The following is a 16,786-nucleotide window of genomic DNA, read 5'->3' on the forward strand; positions in this document are numbered from 1 at the left end:
ATATTTTTTAATATATGTCCACTATCGATATCTCAAACGCTATCTCCGCATTGGCCAAGACCTACTACAAGGTCTTGAAAGTCAATTTGACGGACGATACCTATCAAGTGGTCAAAATTCTCCCTACAGAGACCCCCGACGAGCAGAAAAACGACATCAAGAGCATTTCTCTATGGTTCATGATGTTCGCCGACAGGGGAAATATCTACGAAGCAGACGAAAATATCTACCGAACAAGGCTGACCCTGGATTCCCTCCGCAGCTTCTTTAAGGAAAACGACCGTTTCCGCCTAAGATACCGTCGAAAGACCGACGGCGTGTTCCGCTGGGTGTTCATGGAAATCATCAAGGCCGATGACTACACCGACAAGAACCAGTCCACATGGCTGTTTGTCCAGGACATTCACGATTCCTACGTCCACGAGATGGAAGTGCAGCGTGAACTGGAGCATTTCTGCAAGTATGACACTCTAACCGGATTGAATAACTTTTACTCTTATCAGACCCAGTGCCGCAATTACGCAAGCCAGCAGGAGCCAGAAAGTATCGGCGTGATCTTTGCCGACCTAAACGGTCTCAAGCTGATTAATGACACTCGCGGTCATGCCGCCGGCAATGACTTCTTGCGTTCCTTCACCAGCAAGCTGGTCGAAAATTTCAAGCACGAACTCATCTACCGAATCAGCGGCGACGAATTTCTGATCGTGATCCACGGAAGCGACAAGGAAGACGTTCAATTCCTGGCCGACAACTTCCATGCCTACCTGAGCAAGGATCCCGTTCCCCAGGCCTCCATCGGCTGCAGCTGGAGCAAGAATCCCAAGCATATCGAAGACGTGGCCCGCGATGCCGAAACCAAGATGTATAAGGACAAGGAAGCCTTCTACGAGAAGCATCCCGAATACAAGCGCGGCATTGCAGAACTGAGCTACAAGCGCGAAATTGACGCCATCCTTCGCAGCCTTTCCAATTCTTACGCCCTGATGGCAACCATCGACCTAGAAAAGAACAGCTACTGGGTCTTAAAAACCTTGGCAAAATCCAACGCCCCCAAGTCCTTGACCTTTACCGGAATCATGAACGACACCATTCAGCTGGTGGATCCCGAATACAAGGAAATCGTAGCCCAGTTCTTTGACATCCAGTTCCTGAAAAGGGATCTGAAAAAGAACAAGAGTCTCGTTTACGAATACAAGACCATCGCCGGACACTGGCATCAGGCCACCTTCAGAACCATCGAAGAAATTGATGGGGAACCGTCCAAGGCACTATTCATCCTGGAACTGGTGGACCATGGCCGTGCCGCCCGACTGGAACAAGTTCGCGATTTGCAATTCGAACATCAGATTATCGAAGGTCTCAGCAAGAACTACACCATGATCTGCCGAATTGAACTGGCCTCCAAGAAAGTTCAGCTGTACAAGAATATTTCGCTCGTCGAAAATGTCACTACAGCCATGAAGGTTCTTGACTACGATGCCGTCGTCAAATGGTTCATCCAGAAATATGTTATTCCCGAAGACCAGGATCGTCTAACGGCATTCATGGACTTCAGCAATGTACGTTCTAAACTTGAAAAAATGGAACAGACTTCAATCCTGTTCCGCACCACGCCGGATTTCCACAACACAAAGGGCATTAGCTACAGCCAGTTCCTCTTCTACCGACTGAAAAGCGACCCCGACAAGATTGTCATGGCCACCAAGAACGTGACCAACTCCATGGGATAATTCAAAACCACTTAAGCAAACTTAATCCACTGGATATCATTCAGTGGAATTTTTGTATCTACAATTTGGAGCGTTGCCGTATTCAAGTCCAGTTTGGCGGCAAGACCTTCAATTTCTCTGTAGGTCCCTACGCCTGCAGCAAGGATTTTGTCTTGCACAAAATAACTGACTCGAATTGTCGGATGTTCACCACGTTGCAGACGTTCCGACAAGGCGGCCAACGCCTCGTCCAGTTCAATGCGGGAATCCTCCATCAGTTCTTCCTGACGGATGGTCAGCTTCTTTTCGGTAGTTTCCGCAATGGCATCGCTATGGCCGCGGAGGGCGGCAAAGGGAGCAAAAATCTTCGCACGATTTTCAATAGACATGCGAGGATGCTTGATGAGAAAATTCCAGTCGTTCCGCGGGTAAGGCAAATTGATAATGTCTTCGTAGTTATCAGGCACGATGACCTCCGATTTGTCCATTGCGTTCCACCGTAGTGGCTCCTTCCTGCAAGTCCATGCCCTTGATAATGGCGTTCTTGCCAAAGCGTTTCTTGATCAGCAGTTCCGCCTTCAAGCGTTTCTTTTCCTTCTCCTGCTTTTCAACATCGGTAAAAAGGTCCACTTCCTCGTAACTCACGTCCAGCACATCGTTAGCCACAAGATTCAGACGTTTCAAGGTCAGCTTCGGATTCACAATCCGGTCGAACAGTTTCATCACCGCCTCGGCAATAGCGGACTGGGAACAAGTATAGCGGCCCAGATTTGCAGATCCGTGAGCGGGCTTCGGTATTTCCCGTCCGTAGTTATCGATAACCGTGGGGCCTACATAAATTCCCTTGTCCACATTTTCGCGGTCATAGCCCATCATCAAGGTTAGACTGTTTGTCACCAGATTCTTGTCTATCAAATCCAATGTCAGGGAATCTACCATTTCGCGAACGACAATGCGGGCCTTTTCTGCCGTGTAGGGGCAGCTCAAAACCTGGCCGCCACCAATGCTGTTGGATTTTGGTTTGTACTTCTTGATTTCGGCAATGGTACAAGGTTCATAGCCCCAGGCATGGTCAATCAGGATTTCGGCATTAATGCCGAACATCTTATAAAGGGCATCGGCATTCTTGATACTTACACGGGCAAGGTCACCCATGGTATAAATTCCACGACCGCGATTCAGGTTACAATTTTCCAGACGTTCCGCAATCCCGCGGCCAATCTGCCAGAAACTGGTAAGAGGACGATGATTCCACAGGTTCCTGCGAAAACTCATTTCGTCCAGTTCCGCAATGCGGACTCCGTCTTCATCGGCATCTACATGCTTGGCCATAATATCCATGGCAATCTTGCACAAGTAAAGGTTGCTGCCGATTCCCGCCGTTGCGGTTATACCCGTAGTTTCAAGTACGTCCTGGACCATGGTCTTCGCCAATTCCCGGGCCGTTTTCTTATAAAGTTTGAGGTACTGGGTAACGTCCAAAAAACATTCATCGATGGAGTAATTGTGAATGTCTTCGGCACTCACATATTTTAGGTAGACGTTATAAACCTTGGTAGAAAATTCCACATATTTCGCCATGCGGGGCGGAGCCACAATGTAATCCACATCCACACCTGTACGACGCTTCACCTCTTTTAATTTCTGGATTACTTCGAATAAGCGGGCTCGGCCAGGAATTCCGTAAGCTTTCAGGCTCGGGCTCACCGCCAGGCAAATCGTCTTTTCAGTACGGCTGGCATCGGCCACCACCAAGTTCGCCTTCAACGGATCCAACCCCTGTAGAACACATTCCACAGAGGCAAAGAAAGACTTCAAGTCAATGGCGATGAAGGTGCGCCTTTGAAAGTTCGGCATAAGTTCAAATATAGATTTTCCTAAATTTTCGCGCATGAACTTTCTTGAAGAAAAAATTCTCCGTGACGGCAACATTAAGGAAGGCAACATCCTTAAGGTTGACAGTTTTTTAAATCATCAGATCGACGTTGACATTATGCGCCAGATGGCCTACGAATTCCAGCGTCGCTATCGCGATGTGGAAATCAACAAGATCCTGACTATTGAAGCCAGCGGTATTGCCATCGCCACTTTGCTGGGCCACCTTTACGACGTACCCGTGGTTTTCGCCAAGAAGAGTCAGACCGCTAACAGCACCGACGACAAGTACGTTGCCCAGGCCTACTCCTTCACCCACAAGAAGATGAACAACGTGTTCATTTCCAAGCCCTACATGAAGGCAACCGATAAAGTCCTCATCGTAGACGACTTCCTGGCAGATGGAGCCGCAGCCCACGCCCTCATCGACCTGGTCCATCAGGCCGGCGGCACTGTGGCTGGTTTAGGCATCGCCATCGAAAAGGGTCAGCAGAAGGGAGGCGCAACACTCCGCGCCGAAGGCTACCGCGTAGAATCCATCGCCATCGTCGAATCCATGGACTGGGAAACTCAGACCATCAAGTTTAGGGAACAGCCGGAACTGCCGTTGCAGAATACAAATTTGAAACTGGGGTAACAGTATGAACAATTCATCAGAAAACATCTATCAGCTGGACGGTCGCGTGCCGGTGCTGAAGGCATTGCCCTTCGGCCTGCAGCATGTGCTAGCCATGTTCGTCGCCAACATAACCCCCATCATGATCCTTGCCGGGGTTGTAAACCTGGATAAGGGGCTGACTGCGGCCCTCGTTCAGAACTGCATGATCATCGCCGGTATCGGCACCCTGGTGCAGCTTTTCCCCATCTGGAAAATCGGTTCCAGATTGCCCATCGTCATGGGCATCAGCTTCACCTTCCTTTCCGTTTCCATCGGCATTGCCACCACCCAAGGCATGGGCACCCTCATGGGCGCCGTGATTGTAGGCGGTATCGTCGAAGGCCTGCTTGGTCTTTGTGCAAAATACTGGCTGAAACTTATCCCCCACATCGTCGCTGCAACCGTGGTGACGGCCATCGGATTTTCTCTCTTGCCTATCGGTGCAAATTCCTTCGCCGGCGGCCAGGGTTCTGCTGACTTCGGTGCCACCCACAACTGGATCGTAGGAAGCGTCACCTTGCTCACTTGCTTGCTCACTCAAGTGTTCGCCAAGGGTTTTCTCAGGTCCCTTTCTGTACTGGTAGGCCTTATTGTTGGCTACATTCTCGCCCTCTGCATGGGCATGGTAGATTTCTCGGGACTATCCAACTGCAGCATCATCGCCCTTCCCAAGATACTCCCCTTCACTCCGGAATTCCACTTGGGCCCCATCCTTTCTGTGGTGGCCATCTTCCTGGTTTCTGCTACAGAAACTGTGGGCGATTCTAGCGCCCTGGTGAACGGCGCACTCAAGCGTCAAATCCACAAAGTCGAAATGGGAGGCGCCATCTCCTGCGATGGTTTTGTCAGCACAATTTCCGGTATCTTCGGTTGTACCCCCATCACCTCCTTCAGTCAGAACGTGGGCCTGGCTTCCCTCTCCGGCGTCGTGAACCGATTCACCATCGCTACAGGAGCAGTCATCATGTTGCTGGGCGGTATCTTCCCGCCGGTGGGAACGTTGCTTACAACTATCCCCCAGGCTGTGCTTGGCGGCTGCACCATCATGATGTTCGGATCCATTCTTTTTGCAGGATTCGGCATGATGTCCAAGAGCGGTTTTAGCCAGCGTAACATGATCATTACCAGCCTCTCCCTTAGCGTAGGCCTAGGCTTCACCCAGGCAACCGGCATGTTCAAGGAATTCCCCCAAATTATCCAGACCATCTTTGCAGAGAATTGTGTGGCTGTGGTTTTTGTGTTAGCGGTAATTCTAAATCTTGTTCTGCCCAAGGACAAAACAAAAACAGCATAAGGCTCCAATTCTAAACTATTGTTTACGATCAGGCACAATAGTTCGTGACCTAAATCATCTTTTGCAAAAAAAAGAGAACGACTTTCAGAAAGCCGTTCTTTTTGTCTATATTTATTTTCATGAAAAATACAAGGTTAGGAACACATCTCGCTATTATAGCCCTTTCTTCGGCATGTTTCATCGCATGTGCCGACGACACCAGCACAACCACAGGCTCATACAGATCCTGCAGTCGCGTTTCTTCACTGAATGACTATCAGAAAAATTTCGGTAAGTACAAACTGAACGAAAAAATTCCATTCAAGCATTCCGACGGACAAGACATCCTTCTCACCGTCACAAAGGCGCTTAACGACGCAGACAGCATGTCTTGCCAGGTCTTTCGAGATGTTTGGCTGGAATCCGACTACCCCATCTTATCAATCAAGCTGAATGCCAGTTCCGTCGATTCCTCAAGCACTTCTATCAGAACGATCAAGGCTACCATAGGCAAGCACGAATTCTATCTAGACGATCCGTCTACATCTAACAATCTAGACACTTTGATTGAATCGCTGAAAGTCAACAAGAATACCTATCACGACGTAGCCGTGGTCAAGGACCTTAGTTCCCTCAATAGTGGAGCCATGGTTTACTACAATCAGAAATCGGGAATCATAAGAATCGACCTAGAAGACGAAAGTTCCATCACCTTGAACGAAAGGGAGGGATACTAATGAAAAGATTTCTCATCCTTGCCTTGAGTGCACTGTATTTTACCGGCTGCCCGGATTCTTCGTCTTCAACCAACGACCATCTATATTTCTCCGACACATTAATCCCATACGTCGATGGTCATAAACATTTTACCAAGGATAGTTCCATTTACTTCAAGGACTCCCGTGGTTTTACAGATGAAATAAGGCACTCTATTTCTTTTACCGAAGACGACATTCCTTCATTGAAATACGAGGGAGTCGCAAGCACCATGCCGATTGAACTCGGACTAAGAATAGACGCAACAACTTACGGAGGATCCATTTTTGTCACTTGCGGAGAAGTCAACGCTTTTGTCAGCTCTCGCCCGATAGACGAAAACGACCAGGACAATCCGTTTTTCAAAGGTGAATACAAGGATTCTGTCTCGATTAACGACACGTACTACAAAAATGTCCTTATCCTTGAAACGCCCCAAAAAAAGGGTGATTCCTGTAACGTAGGCAAATTCTACTACGCCGCCAGAGAAGGCATAATCAGAATAGTTGCCAAGAACGGGACCAATATCGACCGCATCAGCAAGAAGATGTATCAGGAAATCAAGGACAAACGTATCGAAGATGCTGCAAGGGCTGACTCCATTCAAGCCGCCATCGCAGACTCCGTTGCAAAAGCCGTTGCAGATTCAATCATCAAGGCAAATTCCCAGCCTTCCGATACATCAGACGGCACTATCATTTCCCAGGAAGTAATTGATGCAGCCGAATCCATCGCCGACTGCATCAAAAAGGCATACGCCGCAGGCTCCCTTACTGCAATCAAGGATTGCAAGATTTAAGCAAGTTCCTAGTCCGATTTCTTCACCGATGTGTTCATGCTCTTAACATACAGAAAAACGTTAGGGGATTCATCGGTGTAATCGGACGCTCTCAAGAGTTCCATCAAGGCTGTTTCTACACCTAGCTTGGTATTCTTTCGATAGACAAACGAGAAGGATTTCCGCCCATTCACAAAATGCTTGCGCAGATTTTCAAGATCGGTCTGTTGCAAAAAGTTTTTCACATCATCTATATACACCCGACCCTGTCGGGCGTAATTTTCAAGCCACTTGGAATGTTCCGTAGAAAAGCCTCGACGCGGGTCTCTTTCGCTGGGATCCATCTGGACAATGTCAAAAGTATCCGTAGCCAAATTCAACTTCAGGATTTTCGTATAGGAATTACAGACCGCCCCGAAGGCTTCACGCAATTTTCGACGGTCGACACCCTTATTCCTATAATAGTTACTCTTGTCCAATCGCATCATATTGTCAGCGATAGCCTTTAACTCAACCACATCTGACATGGGGAAATTCCGCTTTTCGGCAAAGCCAATGGACAGCGCAAGTTCCTTCACCTTTTGACCTTGCCAGCGAGAAACTTCATTTAAAAGCCTCGTTTTAAAGAAGGTTCCATCGCCATCAAAACGAGCCAAGACCATGAACTCTTCACCACCATATCGGTAAACCTTTCCTTTGGAACCGAATGCCCTGGAAATACAGGCCGCAGCAGCCAACACCAATTCATTACCGGCTTCCTGGCCCAGGCTATCATTTACCTGTTTGAGCCCGTTAATGTCTATGGAATATACAATAGCAGAATCTTCCAACGGATCATTCCTATAACGTTTAGCGTCTTCTTCCATGGCGTGGCGGTTAAACACCTTGGTAAGGCCATCGGTATTCGCCTCCACCGTCATACGTTCGTTGTGTTCACGGGCAGCAATAAAAATATGGACGATGCAACAACCAATGAAATAGCTCATCGAGTTGAACGGACAGCCCGAGAATTGCAACTGGAGAATTCCAAAAATAAACGGCATGATGACGAACATCAGAACAGGGAATTGTCGGCCATCATCCTTGCGACTATTCTTGATACAGAAGTAGGCCATCACAAGACCGGCCACCACAATAATCAAGTGCGGGGCCAGCATGGCCACCCAGCGCAGGCTTTCGGCGACATAGGCGTTATCTTCTGATATAGAGAATATGGTCGGGTAAAAGAAATTGCGAACAACAAGGATCAATTGCAAAGAAACGATCACAACGCCAAAAACACGAAAAGCCTTCTGATGTTGAAACCCTTTTCGCAGGAAGGTCAGCAAGAAGTCTAACCAGAAATAAGCCGATACGATTGTGCATACATGAAACACCGTCGATGTCACAAAGAACAACGAGGGGATACCTACCGCCTCAAAACTAGACAGTTCCCAGACCGCATCCTGGAAACAGAAAAAAACACTCCAGGCAAGCAATTTTCTAAAGGCTCGATTCAGGGGAGAAATTTCGTCGCGATAGATATACGAATGCCTTAAAATAATGGCAAGCACAACAACATAAACTAAATCAGTAATCCAATAAAGATGATTTTCCATACAGGGTTAATCTAACAAAAAAACAACTCCAAAAAAGACTTTACATCACACCTCTCGGATATTTTTTCAAAATTCATCCAAGATGTATACACTTTCTGCCAAGACACCCTCTTTCAAAAGCGATGTCAAACTAATTCAGAAACAGCACCACTTGTACTGACGCTTACCCGTACAGGCAGCCACTCCAATCTGCTGAAGAAACAACTCTACACAATCGCACTTTGATCACAACAGCATAATATTTACCAAATCTTGCCAAAAACAATACATTTGGTAAAGATATATAATCATAATCTTACCAAATCTCATAAATATCTGGCAGAAATGGGGCTACTCTACCTTTACGGCAAGGACGCGGATAATCTTAAGGCTTACTTGCCAGACGAACTTTATGGGGTGGCTACGGCATCCGATATTGCGGATTTATGGAACCGGGATCATGGCACAAATTTTTCCGGCAAAGACATGTGTAAGCACATCGAAAAATGCGCCCAGGTATCAAAGTACTTCCATTACTTCAACGGTGGTCTTACCGACTACCGAATTGAGTTCGGCGATGAAATCACGGAGATTATGGAAGGGCAAAAGGGAAAGCAGATATATCAACCAACCCGCGAAGAAATCGAACATTGGGGTTTTGCTGAAACGGACCTCAACACATATATTCCTGAATACGAAAAGTTATTCAACGCCGTCAAGCAATTCAAGGACCCAGAAACAGCATTAGACATCGCTTCTTATCTATTGGAGTCCTGCATGCGAGGAAGAAATCCATTTAGGGAAATCGAATTCCTGCGGACGGAATTCGGCCTTGAATTAAAGGACATCAACGAAGTTGAAAGAGTGCTTAGGCCGTTGCAGGAATTCAACAACAATTGCAGAATGTGGACAAACCTAGGGCACACTCCGCTTAGCTTGCCTAGACCAGGTAGCAATGCGAATCCATTCGGATTAGCAAATGGGATTCCTTTCCAAAATAGCGGTCCTAAGGTCGGACGCAATGATCCCTGTCCTTGCGGCAGCGGGCTGAAATTCAAGAAGTGCTGCGGCAAAAACATGAACTAAAGCATCTACACAATAGCCACCTTAATCACGCCGTCCAGCTTATTTTCAAAAATGCGGTAAGCTTCTTCAATGTCCTGCAGGGGGAACTTGTGGGTGATTAGCGGGGTGGTGTCGATTTTCCCCTGCTCAATGAGGGCGAGAATTTCGGCGCAGTCGCAGCCGTCTACACCGCCGGTTTTGAAGATGAGATTCTTGCCGTACATTTCAGGCAGCGGAAGCGTCATAGGTTTGTCGTAGAGGGCCACCACTGTCACGATGGCGTTGGGTCTTGCGCATTCCCAGGCCATGCGGAAAGTGTCTTCGGTTCCGGCCACTTCAATGACAACGTCGGCACCGCCGTGGGCACTTTCCCTTTGCACCACCGCACCACATTCCTCCGGCGTAGTCACAATCACCTGGGGATAATGCTTACGCACAAATTCGCGACGCATTTCATCCTTTTCGCAAACGATAATCTTCGCCGGATTCTTTAGCATCACACAAAGCAGCGTGCAAATGCCTGTAGGGCCAGCGCCAATAATCAGCACCGTGTCCTCAGTCTTGATTTCAGAAATGCGGGCCGCCCAGAAACCTGTAGCCAAAACATCGCCTACAAAAAGAGCCTGCTCGTCGCTGACAGAATCAGGAATCTTGTTCAGGCCCTGATCTGCAAAAGGCACCCGCACAAATTCCGTCTGGCCGCCATCAATGCGGCATCCCAGAGCCCAGCCGCCGTTCTTGTCGGTACAATTGTTCACGAAACTATTCTTGCAAAAGAAGCATTCACCGCAGAAAGTTTCCACATTCACCGTCACGCGGTCGCCCACCTTCACGTTTTTCACATCATCACCGACGGATTCCACAACGCCCACCATCTCGTGGCCCACGGTAATTCCCGGCACCGCCCGCGGCACAGAACCATGCTTAATGTGAAGATCGCTAGTGCAGATGCTCCCCATGGTCACACGGACAATGGCATCCTTCGAATCCTGAAGTACAGGCTTCGGCTTTTCCATCAATTCAAACTTCTTGTGTTCTTTATAGACGTAGGCTTTCATAGTGGTAGGGTTATTTTTGGCTCTACTTTAATAAAAAATCTCAGGCGTGATACGATTTCTTCTTTTTGCAGAAGGGCGTCCAAGCAAATCAAAATATTGGAATTTCCTGATATTTGATGGACGTTTGTTACGCGCAATAGATGTCGTATTTTCTGAATCAATCTTCACGAAATAAACGATTGTATAGTCGTTGTCACTTGCAGCCTCTTTGACAACAAACCCATTTTCGGTTTCTTCCAAGGTATAGGTTTTGCTGACATTGTTTTTTATTTTCCAATCGCCACCATTATAGTAGTATTCGTATTCCAGGCAATGCTTGTTATTTGCAGGATCTCTTACAACAACGAATTTTTCATCTTCTCTACTTTCCCCATCATCATCGGGGCCCCTGTTTGCGTATATAAATATCGAATCATTCTTTATGACTTTGTAAATGGAATCAACAGTATACTCGTAGTTGAGAATAAAGATGGAATCCTTGAATATTCTTTGGTCTAGCCATGGTCTATCTGGGAAATCCCCAACAACAGAAAAGTATTCGTCTTTTTGCTGGTATGAAATTGTAGCCGGCGATGGTGCACACGTGTAGTTCGATTCTTCAACCTTATCGTCCATGGCAACTCTTTTTGATTTGCATAATTCAGAAAGCGTATTGCCATCCCATTTTAATTTTGAGGTCTCATAATAATAGTCCGTAAAAAAAGATTCGCCATCCCAACCATCCATTGGATAGGCTCGATATGTACTGTCTAAAACATAACCTGGAAAGGCATACATTCCTCCAAAGTCATTATGATCGAATATGTTTAGGCAATCTAAGGCAAAAACATTCCATGCGAAGGACATTAGAATAAGGAGGATTTTCTTCATTATTTTCTTTTCTGCTATTTTCCAGATTTCGATTGCGAGATTAAGGACAAATACCCTAAAATCAAACGCCCGGCATTTCTGCCAAGCTATGTCAAGGAGAATATAGTTAAACGTTTTTCTTTCCTTTGTTGCCATTGTCGAATAATGTTATTATATTTAGGTAAAGAAAGTAAGGAAAGTAAAGAATTATGGAGACAGCAAAAGTATCTTCAAAAGGACAAGTAACCATTCCCATCGAAATCCGCAAAAAACTGGGCCTTCAAGAAGGCTCCCATGTGGCTTTTGTTGAGCAAGGCAACCTGATTGTTCTTGTGAATTCATCAATGCTGGCTCTGCGTCAAGCCCAGTCTGAATTTTCCGGCATGGCAATGGCCGCCGACATAAAGTGCGAATACGATGTCACAAAGATGATCAAGGATGAACGGGATTAGCATTGCGAGTAATGCTCGATACCAACGTCTTGCTTTCCGCGCTTTTATTCCCCGGGCAGAAATTTGACTCGCTTCTTGAAAATGTTTTCTCTTTTCATGAACTTGTGATTTCAAATTTTTTGCTTGATGAATTGCGTAAAGTCGTCAAGAAAAAGTTTTCGACAAAGACGGAAGCTTTAGAAAGATTCATCTCGGCTATATCTTTCGAATTTGTAATCATCCCGGAAAAATTCAAACAAGTGGTACCAATCCGAGATCCAAATGACTATCCGGTGCTTCTGAGCGCGTTTACTGGGAATATTGATGTCCTTGTCACAGGCGACAAGGATTTTATGGACCTGAATCTTGCTAGACCAGAAATCCTGACGCCAGCGGCGTACATAGAAAAGTACGTTGCGAAGCAAAGTGAGGACTGAGCCGGAATCTTTTCGTTTATTGCCCCTTGACATCCAAAATTTTCTAAACTATATTTTTATAGTGCACAAAAGTGCATTTGGCAAACTTTGGTTTATGCCCTGCCGTTTTCGCATGTCCGCAGGGAAGGAGATGGATTCTTGAACTTTATCAGCATTCCTTACAATATCAATAGATTTCATGAACATATAACACTAGTGTTATGTTCTTATTGCGTTTGTATAATCTTTTTGTTATTTTTATACAGAAAAATAAAACTTAAAAGTTATATAATGAATCAAAGAATATTGCTCCTTCGCTCGCTCACAACCAAAATAGAGGGCTTTGCTAATGTCGTGGATCATGTTCCGCCAAAGCAGGGCTGGATTTCGTCCATCCGCCAGGCTCTTGGGATGACTGCGTTGCAGCTCGCAAATAGGCTTGGTGTTAGTCAACCTCGTATTGCAAAAATGGAGCAGAACGAGGACAATCTCAAAATTTCCACAATGAAAAAAATCGCAAGTGGATTGGGCTGCGATTTCGTTTATGGTTTTGTTCCAAAAGAACCCTTAGATAAAATGATTCAAAACCAGGCCCAACAGAAAGCTGCCAAAACGTTATCAATTGTCAACTCGAACATGGCTCTCGAAGATCAGCTTGCTAAAGACCCGCACATTCTAGAAGATTTGACAAATGACATGATCAATAAAAATATCAAGCAAATTTGGGACGATTGATGGCAGATATTTTTTCGACTGATGACAACTCCACACCTCTGTCGCCAGAAGAACGCGAAGGTCTCAAACCCAGGTGGATTACTACTCGTAAAGAACTGAACGAGCTAGAAACAAGAAATATTCTGGAAGCAGAAACTTGGTTGACCAATCAAAAAAGGATTGATGTTTTAAATGATTCGTTTTTGCGAAAGTTGCATAAGAAAATGTTCGGTCAAGTTTGGAAATGGGCTGGAGAATACCGTTCTACAGAAAGAAATATTGGTGTGGCTCCATATCATATCCCAACAAAATTAAAGGCTCTGTTCGACGACGTTTCTTTCTGGGTAGAAAATCAAACTTTCTCGAATTTGGAAATCGCGGTTCGATTACACCACAGACTTGTTTTAATACATCCGTTTCCCAATGGCAATGGACGAGTCTCCCGACTGATGGCAGACATGTTTATGCAACAGCATGGAGAAAACAGGTTGCATTGGGGAAACGGCAATTTAACTGATATAACCGATTTGCGTAACAAGTACATAGAATCGCTTCATGATGCAGACCGTGGCGATTTCAAAGCCCTGATAGAATTTGTCAAAGGAAACTATGAAAAATCCAATTGATCAACTTATGGACTGGCGAGAATTCGTTCCCGAAGGAGACGTTCTTGCCGGACTGAATACACTAGCCTTATTTTTCCAAAATGGAGACGTCACAAGCGTTAAGGAAAATCAAAAAAATGTGGCACAACTTTTTGCTTTCCTAAAGGCATGCAAGGGCTTTGTCGAAGATATTGAGCCCCTGCTCTATTCTGCACTGAAAGATTGTTCCGACGATGTAGCCGACACATTTCAGTTTGCTCCCGGCGCAAGGAACATCAAGTGCAACAATGCCGACGAATTTTTCAAAATGTGCGAGCAGAACAACATATCCATCAAGGATGCATGCAGGTTCATCTTTTCTGGCATTACGTTGAAAAAGGCTACGGAACTTTTCAACCAGCCTAGGGAATTTCTCGAAAAGAACTACAACTTCGAAACAAGGCAGAACCGCGACAGGATTTCGCTGAAGTAATCACGACAGGTGATATCCAAGAGCCTCGTATCCCTTAACACGCTTTTGATGCATTCTTGCCAAAACAGGAACATTCCCGTCAACATAGTCATATACGCGAACTTCTGTTTTTCCAACAGATTCGCGATGCAATCTTCCCACATACTGCGCCAGCGTTCCCTTCCACGAAATAGGAAAAGGCAAGAATAAAGTATCCAGTTCCTTGAGGTCAAAGCCCTCGCCAATGTAACGGCCGGTTGCAAGAATTACGATATTCGAATCAATCTTCGCATCATTGATTTCTTCCATAATGCGTTTTAGCTGTTTCTTTCCCATACCACCTTTCAAAAGAAAAAGGTGTTCAACATCTGCATGCAAACGTTCGTAAAACCAGTCCAGGTGCTCTGTCCTTTCAGACAGCACAAGAATTTGACGACGCTCCTTATAAGCCTGTAAAATTTCACCAGCAACCAGCTCATTTCGTTTTTCGTCTTGCCAAAGTTCGTTAAAGACTTCCTGTATTTGCAATTTAGCGGCATCATTCTGGAGACGAAAATCTGTATTTCGCACAATTACAGAATGAGAAAAATCTCGTTCCGTAGCCTGTTTCTTCGCACTAACAGAATAACGCACTGGTCCCAAATTCATTAAAACAATCGGGTGTTGCCCATCCTTACGAGACAAGGTCGCCGACAGCCCCACCTTATAAAGAGCATCGCTTTGGCGAACCGCCTGCTCAAAAGAAAACGCCGAAATATGATGGCACTCATCTACAATAACTTGCCCATATTCATTAAGCCATTCTACAGTTTTTCCATCACGATAAACGCTAGAAATCAGAGCCACATCAATTTTACCGAAATGCTTCTTCTTAGTTCCGCTAAATTGTCCAACTTCTTTTTTGGGAACATTTAGAAATGCGCAAATTCGCTCCACCCATTGATCCATAAGTTGTGTACGATGCACAAGAATCAATGTATTGACTTTTCGTTTCGCAATAAGCCACAGGGCAACAACTGTCTTACCAAAGGCTGTTGTCGCGGACAAAATTCCATTTTCATGTTTCAACAAAGCTTCTGCAGCAAGCAACTGTTCAGGATAAAGATTTCCCTCAAAAGAAACATCCATCGGCAGCCCGCAATTTCGTTCATCATTAACAACAGGTTCGATATTATAATGCTGCAGCAAATTAATCAACTTGTCAAAGCAACCAACAGGAATCGCGATATGCTTCGGGTAAAAATCATAACAATAAAGAATCCTTGGTTTTCCCCACACCGGCAATCTCAAGGCCTGCGCCTGATAAAATTCCGGGTTCTGAAATGATGCCAACCTCAAAATTCTATTTCGGAATAAGGCAGGCAACCCCGCAGATTCAATAAAAATTTGATTGCTGATAGTGATGTTTATTTTTTGCGGTAATACAGCCTTTATTTCAGGATAACTCGGACTACTTTTCCATGGTTCATCGTCAACAGAAGCATCTGAAACAGGCAAAATTTCACGATGGGACTTGGCCTTAAAAACATAATCTTCAGCAAAACTCTTGCCTATTTTCTGTATTGAAGAAAGGTACGCCCATTGGTCCTCATAAACATCACCGGTATCAGGATTTATAAACGACGAATGATTTTTCTCACGAGCCTTTTTTTGTAACGGCAAAGCAATCAGATTTCCTAAGCCACCCTTTGGCATAAAATCCTGATTCGGGAAAAATCTATCAAAAGAATTCATTCCAATTTGCGGACGCAAATCAAGGGCCTTCGTCATCAGAGCAGAACCTAGCTCTCGAGCAAGTTTCGCAGGAATGCATTCATCAAAGAAAATCCATACATGCCCACCGCAACCAGAGCGGGAACGTTCTAACGAAGCAAAAATATTTTCAGCCTTACAGGCCGACATAAACGCAGATGCGTCATCCAGCCAATCGCCATCATCAAAATCCACTGCAAGGAATTTACAGGTGTCATCTTCTAAAAGAGGATATATTCCAACAACAAAAGGGCGCGAACCATTCCAGCAAGGTTCCTCACCTCTCAAGTGATTTTCGATTACCGATGCCGTCATCGGCAAAAAACATCGACTTGAACAATCTCCGCATTTTACCTTTGGCTTGTTGCAAACTCCCGGCACCCACTCATTCTTACAGACCGGCTGATAGCCCGACTTTCCCGTTTTGGCACTTTCAAAACGCCTTGCATAGACATCTGGACGCCCCTGAAAAAGCGACTGATACAACTTCACCTTTTCCGAGGCAGGAGAAAATTTATCAATAACAGCAGCGGAGCGTTTTAGCAAGGCTATCCGCTCATCAATCTCCTGCAAGCGTTTTAGCAGAGCTGATTTTTCAGCTTCAAGATCGGAAAGAGTTTCGGTAAACACATGCATCGGTAAAATTTAAATTTTTACCGATGGTTTAAAATTTCGGGTTATTGCCAAGCAAGGTCTTTTTCTCATAAAAAAAGCAAGAAAAAGACCCACAATTCTTCAATTTAAACAAAAAACATACAAATTTCTACGGCACATTTATAAATATGCCGTAGATTTTTACACACAATAAACAATACACAA

Annotated in this window: 17 protein-coding genes; 11 read left to right on the top strand and 6 right to left on the bottom strand. The window is 45.3% G+C overall.

All coding sequences use genetic code 11. The features are described from left to right. The first annotated feature begins 14 nt into the window (after window positions 1-14). Window positions 15-1,730 (top strand): GGDEF domain-containing protein, encoded by a 1,716-nt coding sequence (locus tag BUB73_RS03255; RefSeq protein ID WP_073238472.1) that lies wholly within the window; start codon window positions 15-17, stop codon window positions 1,728-1,730. 11 nt (window positions 1,731-1,741) lie between these two features. Here BUB73_RS03255 and BUB73_RS16795 read toward each other — a convergent pair whose 3' ends face one another. Together BUB73_RS16795 and BUB73_RS03265 are read right to left on the bottom strand one after the other, a co-directional pair. Beyond that, window positions 1,742-2,197, bottom strand: a complete 456-nt coding sequence (locus tag BUB73_RS16795) for a hypothetical protein (RefSeq protein WP_073283544.1) — start codon at window positions 2,195-2,197, stop codon at window positions 1,742-1,744. Next, window positions 2,169-3,566, bottom strand: coding sequence for a Y-family DNA polymerase (locus BUB73_RS03265; RefSeq protein ID WP_073283633.1), 1,398 nt, complete (start codon window positions 3,564-3,566; stop codon window positions 2,169-2,171). Before BUB73_RS03265 ends, BUB73_RS16795 begins: the two co-directional genes overlap by 29 nt. A gap of 34 nt (window positions 3,567-3,600) precedes the next feature. Here BUB73_RS03265 and BUB73_RS03270 point away from each other — a divergent pair, with 34 nt between their 5' ends. The 4 genes from BUB73_RS03270 (at window position 3,601) to BUB73_RS03285 (ending at window position 7,070) form a co-directional block, all read left to right on the top strand. Continuing rightward, a complete protein-coding gene (locus BUB73_RS03270) occupies window positions 3,601-4,221 on the top strand; it encodes a xanthine phosphoribosyltransferase (RefSeq protein WP_073157856.1) in 621 nt (206 codons plus the stop codon). 4 nt (window positions 4,222-4,225) lie between these two features. Continuing rightward, window positions 4,226-5,536, top strand: coding sequence for a nucleobase:cation symporter-2 family protein (locus tag BUB73_RS03275; RefSeq protein ID WP_073157859.1), 1,311 nt, complete (start codon window positions 4,226-4,228; stop codon window positions 5,534-5,536). A 119-nt stretch (window positions 5,537-5,655) separates the two neighbouring features. Then, window positions 5,656-6,252, top strand: a complete 597-nt coding sequence (locus BUB73_RS16800; protein WP_139259096.1) for a hypothetical protein — start codon at window positions 5,656-5,658, stop codon at window positions 6,250-6,252. Further along, complete coding sequence (locus BUB73_RS03285) at window positions 6,252-7,070, top strand: hypothetical protein (protein WP_073283547.1); 819 nt, start codon at window positions 6,252-6,254, stop codon at window positions 7,068-7,070. The genes BUB73_RS16800 and BUB73_RS03285 overlap by 1 nt, the downstream gene beginning before the upstream one ends. Before the next feature lie 8 nt (window positions 7,071-7,078). Here the strand turns inward: BUB73_RS03285 and BUB73_RS03290 are convergent, their stop codons facing one another. After that, entirely contained in the window at window positions 7,079-8,647 is a 1,569-nt protein-coding gene (locus BUB73_RS03290) for a GGDEF domain-containing protein (protein ID WP_073283550.1), read from the bottom strand. Window positions 8,648-8,971: 324 nt separating this feature from the next. Between BUB73_RS03290 and BUB73_RS16550 the strand changes: the two genes are divergently transcribed. After that, window positions 8,972-9,712, top strand: coding sequence for a YecA family protein (locus BUB73_RS16550; protein WP_139259097.1), 741 nt, complete (start codon window positions 8,972-8,974; stop codon window positions 9,710-9,712). A 5-nt stretch (window positions 9,713-9,717) separates the two neighbouring features. On the opposite strand, the gene BUB73_RS03300 is transcribed toward BUB73_RS16550, so the two are convergent. Both BUB73_RS03300 and BUB73_RS03305 read right to left on the bottom strand, forming a co-directional pair. Then, window positions 9,718-10,749: an alcohol dehydrogenase gene (locus BUB73_RS03300; protein WP_073283552.1), complete on the bottom strand. Its 1,032-nt coding sequence runs from the start codon at window positions 10,747-10,749 to the stop codon at window positions 9,718-9,720. Window positions 10,750-10,776: 27 nt separating this feature from the next. Continuing rightward, window positions 10,777-11,754 carry a hypothetical protein gene (locus tag BUB73_RS03305; protein ID WP_073283555.1) on the bottom strand — a complete coding sequence of 326 codons (978 nt, stop codon included), beginning with the start codon at window positions 11,752-11,754 and terminating at the stop codon, window positions 10,777-10,779. Window positions 11,755-11,807: 53 nt separating this feature from the next. On the opposite strand from BUB73_RS03305, the gene BUB73_RS03310 reads away from it, so the two are divergent. From BUB73_RS03310 to BUB73_RS03330, 5 genes are all read left to right on the top strand, one after another. Then, window positions 11,808-12,050, top strand: coding sequence for an AbrB/MazE/SpoVT family DNA-binding domain-containing protein (locus BUB73_RS03310; protein ID WP_073157877.1), 243 nt, complete (start codon window positions 11,808-11,810; stop codon window positions 12,048-12,050). 11 nt (window positions 12,051-12,061) lie between these two features. Next, entirely contained in the window at window positions 12,062-12,466 is a 405-nt protein-coding gene (locus BUB73_RS03315) for a putative toxin-antitoxin system toxin component, PIN family (protein ID WP_139259098.1), read from the top strand. 270 nt (window positions 12,467-12,736) lie between these two features. Further along, on the top strand, window positions 12,737-13,180 hold the full coding sequence (locus tag BUB73_RS03320) for a mobile mystery protein A (protein ID WP_073157883.1): 444 nt from the start codon (window positions 12,737-12,739) through the stop codon (window positions 13,178-13,180). Then, the gene (locus tag BUB73_RS03325) at window positions 13,180-13,785 is read left to right on the top strand and encodes a mobile mystery protein B (protein ID WP_073283559.1); all 606 of its coding nucleotides are present in this window, start codon (window positions 13,180-13,182) and stop codon (window positions 13,783-13,785) included. Before BUB73_RS03320 ends, BUB73_RS03325 begins: the two co-directional genes overlap by 1 nt. After that, entirely contained in the window at window positions 13,769-14,236 is a 468-nt protein-coding gene (locus BUB73_RS03330) for a hypothetical protein (RefSeq protein WP_139259099.1), read from the top strand. The genes BUB73_RS03325 and BUB73_RS03330 overlap by 17 nt, the downstream gene beginning before the upstream one ends. Here BUB73_RS03330 and BUB73_RS03335 read toward each other — a convergent pair whose 3' ends face one another. Continuing rightward, window positions 14,237-16,597, bottom strand: a complete 2,361-nt coding sequence (locus BUB73_RS03335; RefSeq protein WP_217650909.1) for a TOTE conflict system archaeo-eukaryotic primase domain-containing protein — start codon at window positions 16,595-16,597, stop codon at window positions 14,237-14,239. Window positions 16,598-16,786 lie beyond the last annotated feature (189 nt).

This window comes from Fibrobacter sp. UWH6 (assembly GCF_900142465.1).
Taxonomy (GTDB): Bacteria; Fibrobacterota; Fibrobacteria; order Fibrobacterales; family Fibrobacteraceae; genus Fibrobacter.